Origin of the sequence: Salinisphaera orenii subsp. halophila YIM 95161, assembly GCF_003732545.1 — a bacterium.
GTDB lineage: Bacteria > Pseudomonadota > Gammaproteobacteria > Nevskiales > Salinisphaeraceae > Salinisphaera > Salinisphaera orenii_A.
In genome coordinates, this window is record NZ_AYKF01000115.1 from 1 (window position 1) to 15,292 (window position 15,292).

Annotated in this window: 20 protein-coding genes; 11 read left to right on the plus strand and 9 right to left on the minus strand. The window is 68.5% G+C overall.

The window, feature by feature from the left end:
* Nucleotides 1–23 precede the first annotated feature (23 nt).
* From tatC to hisI, 5 genes are read right to left on the minus strand one after another with little or no spacing between them, the layout of a single operon-like run.
* Entirely contained in the window at nt 24–791 is a 768-nt protein-coding gene (tatC, locus tag SAHL_RS14400) for a twin-arginine translocase subunit TatC (RefSeq protein ID WP_123592116.1), read from the minus strand.
* The gene (gene tatB / locus SAHL_RS14405; RefSeq protein WP_123592117.1) at nt 788–1,192 is read right to left on the minus strand and encodes a Sec-independent protein translocase protein TatB; all 405 of its coding nucleotides are present in this window, start codon (nt 1,190–1,192) and stop codon (nt 788–790) included. The genes tatC and tatB overlap by 4 nt, the downstream gene beginning before the upstream one ends.
* Before the next feature lie 15 nt (nt 1,193–1,207).
* Nucleotides 1,208–1,504: a twin-arginine translocase TatA/TatE family subunit gene (gene tatA / locus SAHL_RS18440; RefSeq protein ID WP_123592132.1), complete on the minus strand. Its 297-nt coding sequence runs from the start codon at nt 1,502–1,504 to the stop codon at nt 1,208–1,210.
* Between the two features lie 11 nt (nt 1,505–1,515).
* Nucleotides 1,516–1,854 (minus strand): phosphoribosyl-ATP diphosphatase, encoded by a 339-nt coding sequence (locus SAHL_RS14415; protein WP_123592118.1) that lies wholly within the window; start codon nt 1,852–1,854, stop codon nt 1,516–1,518.
* Nucleotides 1,847–2,278 carry a phosphoribosyl-AMP cyclohydrolase gene (gene hisI / locus SAHL_RS14420; RefSeq protein ID WP_245965487.1) on the minus strand — a complete coding sequence of 144 codons (432 nt, stop codon included), beginning with the start codon at nt 2,276–2,278 and terminating at the stop codon, nt 1,847–1,849. Before hisI ends, SAHL_RS14415 begins: the two co-directional genes overlap by 8 nt.
* A gap of 121 nt (nt 2,279–2,399) precedes the next feature.
* On the opposite strand from hisI, the gene trkA reads away from it, so the two are divergent.
* The 10 genes from trkA to SAHL_RS14470 all read left to right on the plus strand — a co-directional run bounded on the left by trkA (nt 2,400) and on the right by SAHL_RS14470 (nt 10,766).
* Nucleotides 2,400–3,779 carry a Trk system potassium transporter TrkA gene (gene trkA, locus SAHL_RS14425; RefSeq protein ID WP_123592120.1) on the plus strand — a complete coding sequence of 460 codons (1,380 nt, stop codon included), beginning with the start codon at nt 2,400–2,402 and terminating at the stop codon, nt 3,777–3,779.
* Nucleotides 3,780–3,849: 70 nt separating this feature from the next.
* Entirely contained in the window at nt 3,850–5,259 is a 1,410-nt protein-coding gene (locus tag SAHL_RS14430) for a TrkH family potassium uptake protein (RefSeq protein WP_123592133.1), read from the plus strand.
* Between the two features lie 46 nt (nt 5,260–5,305).
* Nucleotides 5,306–5,638: a tetratricopeptide repeat protein gene (locus SAHL_RS14435; RefSeq protein ID WP_123592121.1), complete on the plus strand. Its 333-nt coding sequence runs from the start codon at nt 5,306–5,308 to the stop codon at nt 5,636–5,638.
* Nucleotides 5,638–6,591: a homoserine kinase gene (locus tag SAHL_RS14440; protein ID WP_123592122.1), complete on the plus strand. Its 954-nt coding sequence runs from the start codon at nt 5,638–5,640 to the stop codon at nt 6,589–6,591. The genes SAHL_RS14435 and SAHL_RS14440 overlap by 1 nt, the downstream gene beginning before the upstream one ends.
* Complete coding sequence (gene dtd / locus SAHL_RS14445; protein WP_123592123.1) at nt 6,588–7,025, plus strand: D-aminoacyl-tRNA deacylase; 438 nt, start codon at nt 6,588–6,590, stop codon at nt 7,023–7,025. The genes SAHL_RS14440 and dtd overlap by 4 nt, the downstream gene beginning before the upstream one ends.
* A 96-nt stretch (nt 7,026–7,121) precedes the next feature.
* Nucleotides 7,122–7,715 carry an imidazoleglycerol-phosphate dehydratase HisB gene (hisB, locus tag SAHL_RS14450; RefSeq protein WP_123592124.1) on the plus strand — a complete coding sequence of 198 codons (594 nt, stop codon included), beginning with the start codon at nt 7,122–7,124 and terminating at the stop codon, nt 7,713–7,715.
* A gap of 18 nt (nt 7,716–7,733) precedes the next feature.
* Nucleotides 7,734–8,378 (plus strand): imidazole glycerol phosphate synthase subunit HisH, encoded by a 645-nt coding sequence (gene hisH / locus SAHL_RS14455; RefSeq protein ID WP_123592125.1) that lies wholly within the window; start codon nt 7,734–7,736, stop codon nt 8,376–8,378.
* Between the two features lie 52 nt (nt 8,379–8,430).
* A complete protein-coding gene (hisA, locus tag SAHL_RS14460; protein WP_123592126.1) occupies nt 8,431–9,177 on the plus strand; it encodes a 1-(5-phosphoribosyl)-5-[(5-phosphoribosylamino)methylideneamino]imidazole-4-carboxamide isomerase in 747 nt (248 codons plus the stop codon).
* Nucleotides 9,174–9,959, plus strand: a complete 786-nt coding sequence (gene hisF / locus SAHL_RS14465) for an imidazole glycerol phosphate synthase subunit HisF (protein ID WP_123592127.1) — start codon at nt 9,174–9,176, stop codon at nt 9,957–9,959. The genes hisA and hisF overlap by 4 nt, the downstream gene beginning before the upstream one ends.
* A gap of 96 nt (nt 9,960–10,055) precedes the next feature.
* Nucleotides 10,056–10,766 (plus strand): SIMPL domain-containing protein, encoded by a 711-nt coding sequence (locus SAHL_RS14470; protein WP_123592128.1) that lies wholly within the window; start codon nt 10,056–10,058, stop codon nt 10,764–10,766.
* Between the two features lie 595 nt (nt 10,767–11,361).
* Here the strand turns inward: SAHL_RS14470 and SAHL_RS14475 are convergent.
* The 4 genes from SAHL_RS14475 to def all read right to left on the minus strand — a co-directional run bounded on the left by SAHL_RS14475 (nt 11,362) and on the right by def (nt 14,768).
* A complete protein-coding gene (locus tag SAHL_RS14475) occupies nt 11,362–11,928 on the minus strand; it encodes a type 1 glutamine amidotransferase domain-containing protein (RefSeq protein ID WP_123592129.1) in 567 nt (188 codons plus the stop codon).
* Nucleotides 11,929–12,021: 93 nt separating this feature from the next.
* The gene (rsmB, locus tag SAHL_RS14480) at nt 12,022–13,320 is read right to left on the minus strand and encodes a 16S rRNA (cytosine(967)-C(5))-methyltransferase RsmB (RefSeq protein WP_221177977.1); all 1,299 of its coding nucleotides are present in this window, start codon (nt 13,318–13,320) and stop codon (nt 12,022–12,024) included.
* A complete protein-coding gene (fmt, locus tag SAHL_RS14485) occupies nt 13,313–14,236 on the minus strand; it encodes a methionyl-tRNA formyltransferase (protein WP_123592130.1) in 924 nt (307 codons plus the stop codon). Before fmt ends, rsmB begins: the two co-directional genes overlap by 8 nt.
* A gap of 13 nt (nt 14,237–14,249) precedes the next feature.
* Nucleotides 14,250–14,768, minus strand: coding sequence for a peptide deformylase (def, locus tag SAHL_RS14490; RefSeq protein ID WP_123592131.1), 519 nt, complete (start codon nt 14,766–14,768; stop codon nt 14,250–14,252).
* Between the two features lie 98 nt (nt 14,769–14,866).
* On the opposite strand from def, the gene SAHL_RS14495 reads away from it, so the two are divergent.
* A partial coding sequence (locus SAHL_RS14495) for a LysM peptidoglycan-binding domain-containing protein (RefSeq protein WP_148045579.1) occupies nt 14,867–15,292 on the plus strand: 426 nt, incomplete at its 3' end.

Below are 15,292 nucleotides of genomic sequence, written 5' to 3' on the forward strand. Positions count from 1 at the left end.
CTCGTATGGAGCGTTAACAGGCCCTAGCGCTGCTCGTCCTGCTGCGCCTCGACCTCGCGCACACCCGGCACGAACAGCCGCGCGGTCCAGATGCCGACCTCGTAGAGCAGATAGACAGGCACGGCCAGAAGCGTCTGCGAGATGACGTCCGGCGGCGTCAGCAGCATGCCCACCGCGAATGCCGCCACCAGCACATAGGCGCGATAGCCGGCGAGCTGGCGCGGCGTGACGAAGCCGGCCCAGACGATCAGAAAGATCGCCACCGGCAGTTCGAAGGCCATGCCGAATGCGAGGAACATGCCGAGCACGAAATCCAGATACGCCGAGATGTCGGTCATCACCGCCACGCCCGTGGGCGCGACCGAGACGAAGAATCCGAACACCACGGGGAACACCGCATAGTAGGCGAACGCCATGCCGAGATAGAACAGGCCGGTGCTGGAGACCAGCAACGGCGTGACCAGCCGGCGCTCCTGAGCGTACAGCCCCGGCGCGATGAACATCCAGATCTGGTAGAGCGTCCAGGGCAGCGAGATCGCCACCGCCAGCAGCATGGACAGCTTGAACGGCGCCAGAAACGGTGCGGCGACCCCGGTCGCGATCAGGCTATTGCCCTCCGGCATGTGCGCGAGAAGCGGCCCGGAGAGAAACGTAAACAGATCGCGCGCGAAATAAGCCATCGGCACGAAAACGATGCCGATACCGATCACGATCCGCAGCAGGCGCGAGCGCAACTCGAGCAGATGCGCCATCAGCGGCTGTTCTTCCTCGCTCGGCGTCTGCTGGCTCATTCGCTGGGTCGATCCGTCTTCCGTGATCCGTCATCGGCGGTCGGCGCGGCACCGGCCGGTGCATCGCCGCGGTCGGCCGCTCCCGACCGCGCGTCGCCCCGGGCGACATCATCGTCGCTCGGCATGACTGAAGGCCGCTCGGGCGAAAGGGCGTCCTGTGCGGGCTCGATCGCCCCGCGCGTCTCCGACTCGATGCGCTCGCGCGTGCGCCGGACGTCGGCGCGCAGCTCGTCGACGCTGACCTCGCGCTCGAGCTCGCTGGTAATACCGCGCACATAGCCCTTGGCGCGCCCGACCCAGAGACCCAGCGTGCGCGCGACCACGGGCAGGCGCTCGGGCCCGAGCACGATCAGGCCGATCACGGCCAGTATTGTCAGTTCCCAGAAACCGATGTCGAACATTCGTGTGGCGCGAGGCTACTCGCGGTTCTCGCTCTCATCCCGCTTGGCGTTGCGCTGATGGGCGTCCTCGACCGGGCCGGTGTTGGGCTTGGTCTTGCCCAGTTCGTCAACGACCTGCGGGTCCTCCGGGCGCTTGCGGGCGTCCTCGGTGGTCTCGTCGTTCTCGTCGCCGTCCTTCATTGCGCCGCGAAAATCCTTGAGCGCCGAGCCGAGATCGCCGCCGAGGTTGCGCAGTCGCTTGGTGCCGAATATCAACACCACGATGACCAGAAGAATGAGCAGCTGCCAGATACTGATACCACCAATCATGATTACCTCGTCTGTTACTCGTGTCCGTCGGACGCCGGGCGGGCGGCCTTCTCCTCGATGCCGGACACGCCGAAGCGTCGTCCAAGTTCGGCTTGAACCGCAGCACTGTCGAGCCCGCGCGAGCCGAGCAGCACCATGCAATGAAACCACAAGTCGGCGACCTCGTGGATCAGATGGGCGTCGTCGTCCTCGGCCGCGGCCTCGACCACCTCCTCGGACTCCTCGCGGATCTTGGCGCCGATGCGCGCCACGCCGCCCGCATAGAGCGAGGCAGTGTAGCTGGTGTCGGGATCGGCCTCGCGCCGGGCGGCCAGCGCCGCGTCGAGCCGGCTCAGAATATCGTTGTCACTCATGCAGACCGTACATGTCCTGGGGATCGATGAGCACCGGGTCCCGGGTCACCCATTCGCCGTCGTCGTGGATCTGGAAGAAACAGGATTCGCGCCCCGTATGACAGGCCGCGCCGCCGATCTGTTCGATCCGCAGCAGCAGCGCATCGTTGTCGCAGTCCAGCCGGATCTCGACCACGCGCTGCCGATTGCCCGATGTCTCACCCTTGCGCCAGAGCTTGGCACGCGAACGTGACCAGTAGGTTGCAAAGCCGGACTCGACCGTCGCCGCGAGCGCGGCCCGGTTCATCCAGGCCAGCGTGAGCACGCGCTGGCTGTCCACCGACTGCGCGATCACCGGCGCCAGGCCGTGTTCGTCCCAGGCCACGTGCTCGAGCCAGGCCGGGCCGTCGGCGGATTCGGGGGATGAGCTGACGTCGTCGTTCACGATCTGTCGCGAGGGTGTTGAACAGGCGTCCATATTACGCGCATCGTGCAGCGAACACAGCGTCCGATGTGCGCCTGCAGGCTGTTGCAAGCGGACAGGGCCCGTTCTACTGTTGCGCGGCATGAAGATCATCATCCTGGGGGCGGGCGAAGTCGGTGCGACACTGGCGGAGAATCTCGCGCACGAATCCAACGACGTCACCGTCGTCGATACCGACCAGTCGCTGCTGCGTCCGCTCCAGGATCGGCTCGATATCCAGGCGGTGCAGGGCTATGCCTCGCATCCCGACGTTCTGCGCAATGCCGGTGCCAACGACGCCGACATGATCATCGCGGTCACGGCGACCGACGAGACCAACATGATCGCCTGCCAGATCGCCTACACGCTGTTCCACACGCCGACCAAGATCGCACGCATCCGGGCGGCCGAGTATCTGCTCGAGGATCGGCTGTTCCATCAGGATGCGATCCCGATCGACATGACCATCAGCCCGGAGCAGCTGGTCACCGACTACATCAAGCGGCTGATCGAGTATCCGGGCGCGCTCCAGGTGGTGGACTTCGCCGACGGCAAGGTGCAGGTCGTGGGCGTCAAGGCCTACTACGGCGGGCCGCTCGTCGGCCAGGAGCTGCGCACCCTGCGCGAGCACATCCCCGACATCGACACCCGCGTGGTGGCGATCTATCGGCGCGGCAAACCGCTGATCCCGGAAGGCGACACCATCATCGAGGCCGATGACGAGGTGTTCTTCGTCGCCGCACGGCGGGACATCAAGAAGGTGATCGGGGAACTGCGCAAGCTCGACCGGCCGGTCAAGCGGGTAATGATCGCCGGTGGCGGCAACATCGGCCTGCGGCTGGCGCTGGCGCTGGAAAACCACTGCCAGGTCAAGATCATCGAGAACAATCAGGCGCGGGCCGGCTGGCTCTCGGAGAAGGTCAACCGCTCGATCGTGCTCAAGGGCGACGCCGCGAACGAGTCACTGCTGGTCGAGGAGAACATCGAGCACGTCGACGTGTTCTGCGCGATCACCAACGACGACGAGGCCAACATCCTCTCGGCCATGCTGGCCAAGCGCCTGGGCGCGCGCAAGGCGATGTCGCTGATCAACCGGCTGGCCTATGTGGACCTGATCGAGTCCTCGGGCACCCAGATCGACATCGCGATCTCGCCCAAGCAGTCCACCATCTCCGCCCTGCTGGCGCACGTGCGCCGCGGCGACGTGGTTCGGGTGCACACGCTGCGGCGCGGCGCGGCCGAGGCGATCGAGGCCATCGCCCACGGCGAGCGGGCCGACTCGCGCGTGGTCGGCCGGCGCATCGACGAGATCAAGCTGCCCCCGGGCACGACCATCGGCGCGATCGCACGCGGCGACGACGTCCTGATGGGCCATCGCGACACGGTGATCGAATCCGGCGATCACGTCATGCTGTTCATCGTCGACAAGAAATACACGGCGGACGTGGAACGTCTGTTCCAGGTCGGCGTGTCCTACGTCTGAGCGCGCCGTGGCGACATTCCAGCTGAACTACTACTTCGCGGTCGTCCAGCGGGTGCTCGGCCTGCTGCTGATGATCTTCTCCACCAGCATGCTGGTGCCGGCGATCATGGGTTTCGCCTACGGCGACGGCGAGAGCGACGCCTTTCTCATCGGATTCGCGGTCACCCTGACGACCGGTACGGCCGCGTGGTGGCCGGTCCGCCATGTCCAGCGCGAACTCAAGGTCCGCGACGGCTTTCTGGTCGTGGTGCTGTTCTGGATGGTGCTCAGCCTGTTCGGCGCGGTGCCGCTGTATCTCGCCGATCGGCCCGATATCAGCGTCACCGACGCCGTGTTCGAATCGGTCTCCGGGCTGACCACGACCGGCGCCACCGTGCTGGTCGGGCTGGACACGCTGCCGCATGCGGTGCTGTTCTGGCGCCAGCTGCTGCACTGGATGGGCGGCATGGGCATCATCGTGCTCGCGGTCGCGGTGCTGCCGATGCTCGGCGTGGGCGGCATGCAGCTCTATCGCGCGGAAACGCCCGGCCCGATCAAGGATTCCAAGCTGACGCCGCGCATTCGCGAGACCGCCAAGGCGCTGTGGTATCTGTACGTCTCGCTCACGGCCCTGTGCGCGCTGGTGTTCTGGCTGGCCGGCATGAGCGCCTTCGACGCCGTGAGTCACGGCTTTTCGGCGATCGCCACGGGCGGCTTCTCCAACCACGACCTGTCGCTGGGCCATCACGATAACCCGGTGATCGAGCTCGCGGCGATCGTGGCGATGCTGGTGGGCTCGATCAGCTTCGGCATGCACTTCACCGTCTGGCGCAGCGCCAATCCGCTGACCTACTGGCGCGACTCGGAGACGCGCACCTTCCTGATCATGGTCCTCGCCGCGACCACGGTCTGCGTCGGGGTGCTGTTGTTCTGGGGCACGTACGTCAACGTGCCTGAGGCCGTGGTGAAGTCGATGTTCCAGGTGGTCGCGATCGGAACCACCACCGGCTTCACGACCACCGACTATTCGGTCTGGCCGACCTTTCTACCCATGCTGCTGCTGCTCGGCAGCTTCGTGGGCGGCTGCGCGGGCTCGACCACGGGCGGCATGAAGGTCGTGCGCTTCATCCTGCTCGCCAAGCAGGGCACGCGCGAGATCACCCGCCTGGTCCACCCCAACGCCGAGATCCCGATCAAGATGGGCGCGAAGGTGATCCCGGACCGCGTCATCCAGGCGGTCTGGGGTTTCTTCGCGGTCTACGTGACGGTGTTCACGGCCATGTTCCTGGTGCTGCTGGCCGCCGGCCTGAGCGAGCTGACGGCGTTCTCGGCGGTGGCGGCCTCAATCAACAACCTGGGCCCGGGCCTGGGCGAAGTGTCGTCGAACATGGCCGGCCTGCCCGCGCTGGCCAAGTGGGTGCTGTGCCTGGCGATGCTGCTGGGCCGGCTGGAAGTGTTCACCCTGCTGGTGATTCTGACCCCCGCCTTCTGGCGTCACTGAGCGATTTCTCTCCCGCGCGGCGCAGCGCGACCGTTACACTGTGCGCATGGGGATGCGCGACCAACTCGAGGACATGCTCGCCGCGGGCCGCGACGGGGCGCTGCTGCGTTTCTCGCTCGGCGAACTGCTGTATCAGGCCGGCGAGACCGGCCCGGCGATCACGCATCTGGCGGAGGCGGTCGCTCAGGACCCGCAGTATTCCGCCGCCTGGAAACTCTACGGCCGGGCCCTGCTGGAGCACGGTGACACGGACGCGGCGATCGATGCGCTCGAACGCGGGATCGCGGTGGCCGAGGACCGCGGCGACAATCAGGCGGCCAAGGAAATGCGGGTCTTTCTCAAGCGCGCGCGCAGGCGGGACAGCGAAGGCGGAAACTGATGTCGGTGTACACCCGGGTCGATCACGACGATCTGCGCGCCCTGCTCGCGGATTACGCCATCGGCGAACTCGAGGACTTCCGCGGCATCGCGGCCGGCATCACGAACACCAACTACTTCGTGGACACCACCACCGGACGCTGGGTGCTCACGCTCTTCGAGCAGGTGGACACCGCGGCGCTGCCGTTCTTCATGCAGCTCATGGACCATCTCGCCGGACACGGCGTGCCGGGGGCGCACCCGGTGGCCCGTAACGACGGCGGTTTTCTCAGCGAGGTGCGCGGGCGCCCGGCCGCCCTGGTCTATCGGCTGTCCGGCGCGAGTATCGAGAGCCCGGAACCGGCCCAGTGCGGCTCGCTCGGCGGCGTCGTGGCCGAGATGCACCGTGCCGTGCGCTCCTTCGGCCTGACCCAGGACAACACCCGGGATCTGGCCTGGCTGCGCGATGCCCGCGCGCGTCTGGGCACGCGCCTGGACACCGAGACGCGGACGCTGCTCGACGACGAGCTCGCCTATCAGTCCGACTGCGCCCGGACCTGCTACGTCGACCTGCCGCGCGCGGTCATCCACGCCGACATGTTCCGCGACAACGTCCTGTTCCAGGGTCAGCGGGTCTCGGGCATCATCGACTTCTACTTCGCCTGTCAGGAGTATCTGCTGTTCGATCTGGCCGTGATCTGCAACGACTGGGCCTACGACGACCAGCGCCGGCACCTGCCGGATCACTGGGCGGCCTTCGCGGGGGCCTACCATCGCCGCCGGCCGCTGACCGACGCCGAGATCCGGGCCTGGCCGGCGATGCTCCGGGCCGCGGCGCTGCGTTTCTGGGTCTCGCGGCTCGTGGACTATCACTTTCCGATGGACGGCGACGTCGTGCACATCCACGACCCGACGCCGTTCGAGGCCCTGCTGCGCCGCCATCGCGAACAGGCGCCGTCGCTGATCCCGTCATGATCGCGCTGATCCAGCGCGTGTCCCGCGCTGCGGTGTGCATTGACGGCGAGCGCGTGGCCGCCATCGACCGCGGCATACTCGCGCTGGTCGCCGCGGTGCCCGAGGACGACGACGCCCGGGCCCGGCGACTGGCCGAGCGCGTGCTCGGCTACCGCCTGTTCGCCGACGCCGACGGCCGCATGAACGTCAGTGCCGCGGCGGGCGGCCACGCGGTGCTCGCCGTGCCCCAGTTCACGCTCGCCGCGGACACCCGTCGCGGCACGCGGCCGGGCTTTTCCACCGCCTGCCCGCCCGAACGCGCGGCCGGGCTCTTCGACGTCTTCGCCGCCGCCCTTACGGCCGCGAAAACGCCCGTGGCCATGGGCGTTTTCGGCGCCGACATGCAGGTCGAGCTGGTCAACGACGGGCCGGTCACGTTCTGGCTTGCCAGCTAGGCGACGCGGGCGCCCGCGGCCATTCGCGTGACCGGCGCAAACGGCGTATTATCCGTCGTCTGACGGGGTGAATCGACAGCTTTGAAAGCGACTACCATGACTTCGCGACGGGCCACGATCGCACGCGCGACGGCCGAAACCGATATTCGACTCGAGATCGACCTGGACGGTAGCGGCGCCTTCACCGGCGGTACCGGTGTCGGCTTTTTCGATCACATGCTCCACCAGATCGCCCGCCACGGGCTGATCGACATCGAGCTGAGCGCAGCAGGCGACACTCACATCGACGACCACCACACGGTCGAGGACGTGGGCCTGTGTCTGGGCCGGGCGCTGGCCGAGGCCGTGGGCGACAAGCGCGGCATCACGCGCTACGGGCACGCCTACGTGCCCCTGGACGAGGCGTTGTCGCGGGTCGTCGTCGATCTGTCGGGTCGGCCGGGGCTGTTCTTCGACGCCGCGTTCACGCGCGACAAGATCGGCACCTTCGACGTCGAGCTCGTGCGCGAGTTCTTTCAGGGCGTGGCCAGCGCCGGGGCGATCACCCTGCACATGGACAGCCTCAAGGGTGACAACGCGCACCATATCGCCGAGACCCTGTTCAAGGCCTTCGGACGCGCGCTGCGCATGGCCGTGGCCGGCGACGCGCGCGCCGAGGGCGCGATGCCGTCGACCAAGGGCCGCCTCTAGACCACCTTCTCTACGCTTATGGCAACCGTCGGCATCATCGACTACGGGATGGGCAATCTGCACTCGATTGCCAAGGCCCTGCGCTACGTCGCATCGGACGAGCAGATCGAGGTCAGCTTCGATCCGGATGCGCTCGCGCGCATGGATCGCCTGGTCCTGCCCGGCGTCGGCGCCATCGGGCACTGCATGGCCGAGCTGCATCGCCTGGAGCTCGACGACATGATCCGCGAGCAGCTCGGCCGCAAGCCGCTCATGGGCGTCTGTCTGGGGATCGAGGCTCTGATGGCGCACTCGGAGGAATCCGGTGGGGTCGAATGCCTCGGCGCCTTCCCCGGGGATACGGTGCACTTCGCCGGCCCGGACGACCAGCCCGATGGTGTGCGCCGCAAGATACCGCATATGGGCTGGAACCAGGTCCGCCAGGAGCGGCATCATCCGTTGTGGAAGGATATCGCGCCGGCGAGCTGGTTCTACTTCGTCCACAGCTATCACGTCGTGCCCGAGAACGCCGGCCACATCGCCGGCACCACCGATTACGGTGTCCGCTTCGCTTCGGTGATCCTGCGCGAGAACGTCTTTGCCGTGCAGTTCCATCCCGAAAAGAGCCAGTCGGCCGGCCTGCAGCTGCTGGCCAATTTCCTCGAATGGGACGGCGCCGCCTAGAACGGCCCCGCCCGCAACAGTCACGAATCGGCCGCAGACCAGGAGTTCCGGCGTGCTACTCATCCCTGCAATCGACATCAAGAACGGTCAGTGCGTGCGCCTGCGCCAGGGCGACATGGACAAGAACGTCACCGTATTCGACGACGACCCCGTGGCGGTGGCCGAGCGCTGGATCGCCGCGGGCGCCGATCGCATCCACGTGGTCGATCTCGACGGTGCCAAGGCCGGCTATCCGGTCAACGACCGCGTGATCGGGGAGATCGTGTCCGCCGCGGGCGACATCCCCGTGCAGGTCGGCGGCGGCATCCGCGAGGAAGTCGACATCGAGACCTATCTCGAGCGCGGCGTGGAGTTCGTCATCCTCGGCACCCGCGCGGTCTCGGAGCCGCACTTCGTCGCCGACGTCGGGGTGGAGTTCCCGCGCCGGATCATCGTCGGCCTGGACGCCCGCGACGGCAAGGTGGCCACCGACGGCTGGTCGAAACTGTCCAATCACGCGGTTGCCGACCTCGCGCAGCAGTTCGAGGCCGACGGCGTGATCGCCATCATCCACACCGACATCAGCCGCGACGGCATGATGGAGGGCGTGAACGTCGAGGCCAGCCGCGCGCTGGCCCGGGAACTGACCATTCCGGTCATCGCCTCGGGCGGTGTGACCCGTCTCGACGACATCGAGGCCCTGCTCGACGCGGAGGCCGACGGCGTCACGGGCGCGGTGATCGGGCGCGCGCTCTACGAGGGCACCATCGATCTCGCCGAAGCCCGCCGGCTCGTCAACGACAAGACCCGCAGCCCATGACCCTCGCCAAGCGCATCATCCCCTGCCTCGATATCGACAAGGGGCGGGTCGTCAAGGGCGTGAAGTTCCTCGAGATTAAGGACGCCGGCGACCCGGTCGAAATCGCGCGCCGCTACGACCAGCAGGGCGCCGACGAACTGGTGTTTCTCGACATCACCGCCAGCCACGAGGCGCGCGACACCCTCATGGACGTGGTCGAGCGCGTGGCCGGCGAGGTCTTCATCCCGCTGACCGTGGGCGGCGGCGTGCGCACCCTGCCGGACGTGCGCCGGCTGCTGTCGGCCGGGGCCGACAAGGTCTCGATCAACACCGCCGCGATCTCCAACCCGGACTTCGTCCGCGAGGCCGCCTACCGCTACGGCTCGCAGTGCATCGTCGTGGCCATCGACGCCAAGAACGTGGCCCGCAAGGGCGAGCCGCCGCGCTGGGAGATCTTCACCCACGGCGGCCGCAAGCCGACCGGCATCGAAGCCATCGGCTGGGCGCAGAAGCTGGTGTCGCTGGGCGCCGGCGAAGTGCTGCTGACCAGCATGGACAAGGACGGCACCAAGTCCGGCTTCGACCTCAAGCTCACCCGGGCCATGTCGCAGTCGGTGGACGTACCCGTGATCGCCTCCGGCGGCGTGGGCAGCCTCGAGGATCTGCACGACGGCCTGGAGATCGGCTGCGCGGACGCGGTGCTCGCCGCGTCCATATTCCACTTCGGCACCTATACCATCCAGCAGGCCAAGGGCTTTCTCGCCGAGCGCGGCGTGGTGGTGCGCGACCCGATCTACCGCTAGCGACCCCTGCCCCGCACCCGATGCGTGCGCACGCATCGGGGCTTTCCGATATGCTTTGAAGGCGCTGTTCCGGCGTCGACGCAAAGGGCTATCGGCGTGTACCACAACGTCTTCGCAGCGGCCGTGCTCGGCCTGGCCATCGCCATCGGCCTGGTGACCGGTGGCAGCTATCTCAAGAGCGCGGCGATCCAGTGGAAATCCGCCGAGCGCACGGTCACGGTCAAGGGTCTGGCCGAACGCGAAGTCCGTGCCACGCTGGCGCTCTGGCCACTGCATTTCACCGTGACCGGCGATGCACTCGGCGAAGTCCAGCAGGGCGTCGACGCCCAGGCCGACATCATCCGTGCATTCCTGGCCGATGCCGGCTTCAAGCCCGAGACGATCACGCTCTCGTCGCCCCAGGTCACCGATCGCTATGCCACCAGCTACGGCAATCAGCGCCCGCCCAGCCGTTATTCCGCCGAGGCCACCATGCTCGTGCGCACGTCGGCGATCGACGCCGTCAAGCAGGCCATGCCGCGGGTGGGCGAACTGATCGGCCGAGGCGTCGTACTCTCGCCGAACTACAACTATCGCACCGAATTCCTGTTCACCGAGCTGGAAGAGATCAAGCCGGAGATGATCGCGGCCGCGACCGCGGATGCCCGCAAGGCCGCCAAACAGTTCGCGCAGGACTCGGGCAGCCGGGTCGGCGCCATCCGTTCAGCCTCGCAGGGCTATTTCTCGATCTCCGATCTCGACAGCTATACGCCGGATATCAAGCGCGTGCGCGTGGTGACCACCATCGACTACGCGCTGGAGGACTGAGTCCCGCGGACACGCTCCCGGCGGGACACTAGCGAGCGCTCGCCGGACACCACCGCCGACGAGACACAAGCACTCTCCCGATTGTGTGGACAGCTCGGCCGGAGCCGGTCTGCAGGACCGTTCGGCGCGTCGAGCTTCCGGATGCCGCGACTCGGCCCGGGTTTCGCACTGATGCGCGAGTCACTTCATCCTGTCTGCGCGAGAAAGATGACCGAAAGACGGCACCCGACACCACGCCGGCGATGCCGGTTCACGCCGAAGCGCCACGTTGGCAACTGATGATCCCGCTGCGGAAGACGCGAGCGGCGATCGTGACGCGTCTTCATCGACACGTGCAACGCCGCGGCGCGCCCTGATCGGGTGGTCGGTGGCCGCCCGACCGTTCGGCACAAGCGCCATGACATCAAGCGGCCGCGGTAATCCAAGTCGGCTGTCCACGCGCGACGTGCGGGCGGCGCGCATCTCGTCATGACACCGATCCTCGCCGGGCGCGAGTTCGCATGACGCGTCGACGGACCCAGTGGCCATGAAAAAGCCCGGCGCGACACGCACCGGGCTCTCGTCGATCGCCGCGCGAGCGACTCAGGTGGTCCGTTTAGGTCGTCTGTTCCTCGTGCTTGCCCTCGGCGATCTCCTCGATCATCTTCGCGCAGAAGGCGTCGAGATCGTCCGGCGTGCGGCTGGTGACGAGCGCTTCGTCGCAGACGACTTCGCGATCAACCCAGGTCGCACCGGCGTTCTTCAGATCGGTCTGGACCGACGGGAAGGACGTCAGCGTGCGGCCGTCGACCACGCCGGCTTCGATCAGCACCCAGGGTGCATGACAGATCGCGCCGACCGGCTTGTGCTGGGCGAAGAAATCGCGCACGAAGGACACGGCCCTGTCATTGGTGCGCAGCGTGTCCGGATTGGCCAGACCGCCCGGCAGCACCAGTGCGTTGTAGTCGCCGGCCGAAACCTGATCCACGGTCTTGTCGACCGGCTTCGGGTCGCCCGTCGGCTCGCCGCCGCTTTCGCCCTGGATCTTGCCGGATTCGAGCGAAATCAGTTCCACTTCGGCGCCGGCGGCCTTGATCTCGTCCCAGGGTTGGGTCAGCTCCGAGTATTCGAAACCGTTGGTGGCCAGAAACGCGACCTTCTTGCCCTTGAGTTCGTCGCTCATCGCAACTCCGCTTGGTTGATGCATCACTACGCGACCAAACATGCGATTGCGCGCAACCATTTCAACTCCGTATTGCTACGTACCCCGGCGACGTCAGTCCGGACGGCGTTCGAGCACGGCGTAGTAGAAGCCGTCGAAACCGTGCGCGCCGGGCGCCAGCCGACGCCCGGTCGCGGCCGGCTCGCCCCAGTCGGCGGCGATCGGACGCTCGTGCGCATCGGGCTGGCGCGCGATGAATGCCGCCACCGGATCCGCGCCTTCCGCGGCAAGAATCGAGCAGGTGGCATAGACCAGCCGCCCGCCCGGAGCGAGCGTCGGCCACAGCGCATCCAGCAGAGCGCCCTGGCGCTCGGCCGCGGCGGCGATGTCGGTCGGGCGCCGCAGCCACTTGATGTCCGGATGCCGGCGGATCACCCCGGTGCCGCTGCAGGGGGCATCGAGCAGAATCGCGTCGAAGGCACGACCGTCCCACCACGAATCCACCGCCCGGGCGTCGGCGGTTCGCGTGCGCGCCGCGAGGCCGAGCCGGGTCAGCGTGGCTTCGAGCGTGGCCACACGCTCGCCGTCGACGTCCAGCGCGAGCACGTCGGCCGCGGCCCGTTCGAGCAGATGCGCGGTCTTGTTGCCGGGCGCAGCACAGGCATCGAGCACGCGCTCGCCGTCGACCGGGTCGACCAGATCGGCCGCGAGCTGGGCCGCGCCGTCCTGGATCGAGACCTCGCCGGCGGCGAAGCCGGGCAGGTCGGCGACCGCCAATGGCGTGTCCAAGGTCAGCCCGTCGGGCGCATGCGGCGTGGGCACGGCCTCAAACCCCGCCTCGGCGAGCACCGCACGATAGGCCTCGCGATCGATGCGCCGGGCGTTGACGCGCAGATGCATCGGCGCCTGGGCGTTGTTGGCCGCCAGCACCGACGTCCAGGCCTGCGGCCAATCGGCACGGATGGCGTCGACCAGCCAGTCCGGATGCGAATACCGCAGGCCGGGCGCATCGCCGACCGCGGGCGCACCGTCGCGCTGGAACCCGCGCAGCACCGCGTTGACCAGCCCCCGCGCCTTGGATAGCCCCAGGGCGCGTGTCGCGGCCACGCTGGCGTGCACCGCCGCGTGCGGGGGCACGCGCATGGCCTCGAGCTGATGGACACCCACGAGCAGCAGGGCGTGCAGCAGCGGCTGCGGCCGGCGTTTGAGACGCGGTGCGATCAGCGCCGCCAGGCGCCGGTGTTCCCGCAGCGTGCCGAAGGCCATGGCGGCGGCGAGACCGCGGTCGGCCGCGCTCAGGGCCACGACCGCTTCGGCCAGCGCCGCATCCAGGCTGCGACCGCCGTCGATGACCGCGCTGACCGCGCGCGCCGCCGCCGCCCGCGGCGCGGAACCGGCCGCGGCGTCACTCAAGCCGCAGCCCGACCCAGTCGCGACCATGCGCGGCATCCGCCGCGCTCATCCGGCGCTTGCCCGGCAGCTGGAGTTCGTGCACCCGCAGCAGCCCGCCGCCGGTGGCGATATCGATGCCGCCGCGACCCGCGGCGACGACCGTGCCCGGCTCGGCCGCGCTCGTGCCCGGCGCCACGGCGGCCCGCCAGATGCGCAGCCGCGCACCGTCCAGGCCCGCATGGGCCACCGGCCAGGGCGAGAACGCGCGCACCGCGCGGGCGATCGCCTCGGCCGGCGCACGCCAGTCGATCGCGGCCTCGGCCTTGTCCAGCCGGCGGGCGTAGGTGGCCTGATCGTCGTCCTGGGGCTCGGCCTCCAGCCGGCCGGGCAGCCGGGTGAGCACGTCGCCGAGCGCGACCGCGCCCAGTTCGGCGAGCTCGTCATGCAGCGCACCGGCGTCGGTGGTGGCGTCGATGGCCACCGCGCGGCGGGCGAGCATGGGCCCGGTATCCAGGCCGGGCGCCATCTGCATCACGGTGACCCCGGTTTCGTTGTCGCCGGCGAGGATCGCGCGGGCGATCGGCGCGGCCCCGCGCCAGCGCGGCAGCAGCGAGGCGTGCACGTTGACGCAGCCGTGCGTCGGCAGATCGAGCACCCGTTGCGGCAGGATCAGGCCGTAGGCGACGACCACCATCAGGTCCGGCGCCAGCGCGGCCAGCGCGTCGATATCGGCATCGCGCTTGAGGCGCTCCGGCTGCTGGACCGGGACACCGAGTTCGAGCGCCCGCTGCTTGACCGGCGACGCCGCCAGCCGGCGCCCGCGCCCGGCCGGGCGATCGGGCTGGGTGAGCACGCCGGTCAGGCGATGACCGCTCGCCGCGACCGCGTCGAGGCTGGGCAGCGCGAAATCCGGCGTGCCGGCGAAGACGATGTTCATACCCGACCCGCGTTCACGCGTCGCCGGCCTCGGCGGCGTGACGCGCGGCCTTGGCGAGCTTGCGCCGGATGCGCTCGCGCTTGAGCCGCGAGAGCTTGTCGATGTAGAGACCGCCGTCGAGATGAGCCAGTTCGTGCTGCACGCACTGGGCGAGCAGACCCTCGGCCTCCATCTCGAAATGCTCGCCGTCGCGGGCCTGGGCGGCGAAGCGCACCCAGGTGTAGCGTTCGACCCGGTCGTAGTGCTCGGGCACCGACAGACAGCCCTCGTCGACGACCTCGGGTGCCTCCTGCGACAGGATCCGCGGATTGCACATGACGATGCGCCCGCTGCGGTCGTCGGAGCAGTCCATGACCGCGACGCGGCGCGTGTCGCCGACCTGGGTCGCGGCCAGGCCGACGCCCGGCGCGTCGTACATGGTCTCGAACATATCGTCGACGAAGGCCGACAGCGCCGCATCGAACTGCGTGACCGGTTCGGTGGTCTCGCGCAGCCGCGGATCGGGGAAATGCAAAATCTCGAGAATCGCCATATTCTGTCGGTTTGGACAAGGTTGCGCGTGACCGGGGCCGCATCGCACGCCGTGTGGCGCCCGCCATGTGCGGCTCGACCACGGGGGACGCATCCCGGATGCGAGAGTATAACGGTTTGAACACCACGCTCGGGGCCGTGGTCCGCGCCCTGGCACTGGGCGCGGGTCTGGTCCTGGCCGGCTGCGCCGGTCAACCGACCTCGCCCGCCGGGCCGCCGGGCCCCGCGCCCCGGGACGAGGCCCCACCGCGCGCGGTCGCGCCGCCCGATCTCGAGACCGCGGACCTGTCGGCGCAGATCCGCGACGACGCGCCGCTGCGCTACGTGGTCAAACCCGGCGACACGCTCTGGGACATCGCCGGCTATTATCTGCGCGATCCCTGGTACTGGCCGCAGCTCTGGAACGACAACCCGGACATCGACAACCCGCACCGCATCCGCCCCGGCGACGTGCTCGTGCTCTCGCGCGCCGGCGACGGCCAGCCGCGGCTCGATCGCGGCGGGCGCGAGCGGCTGTCGCCCCGC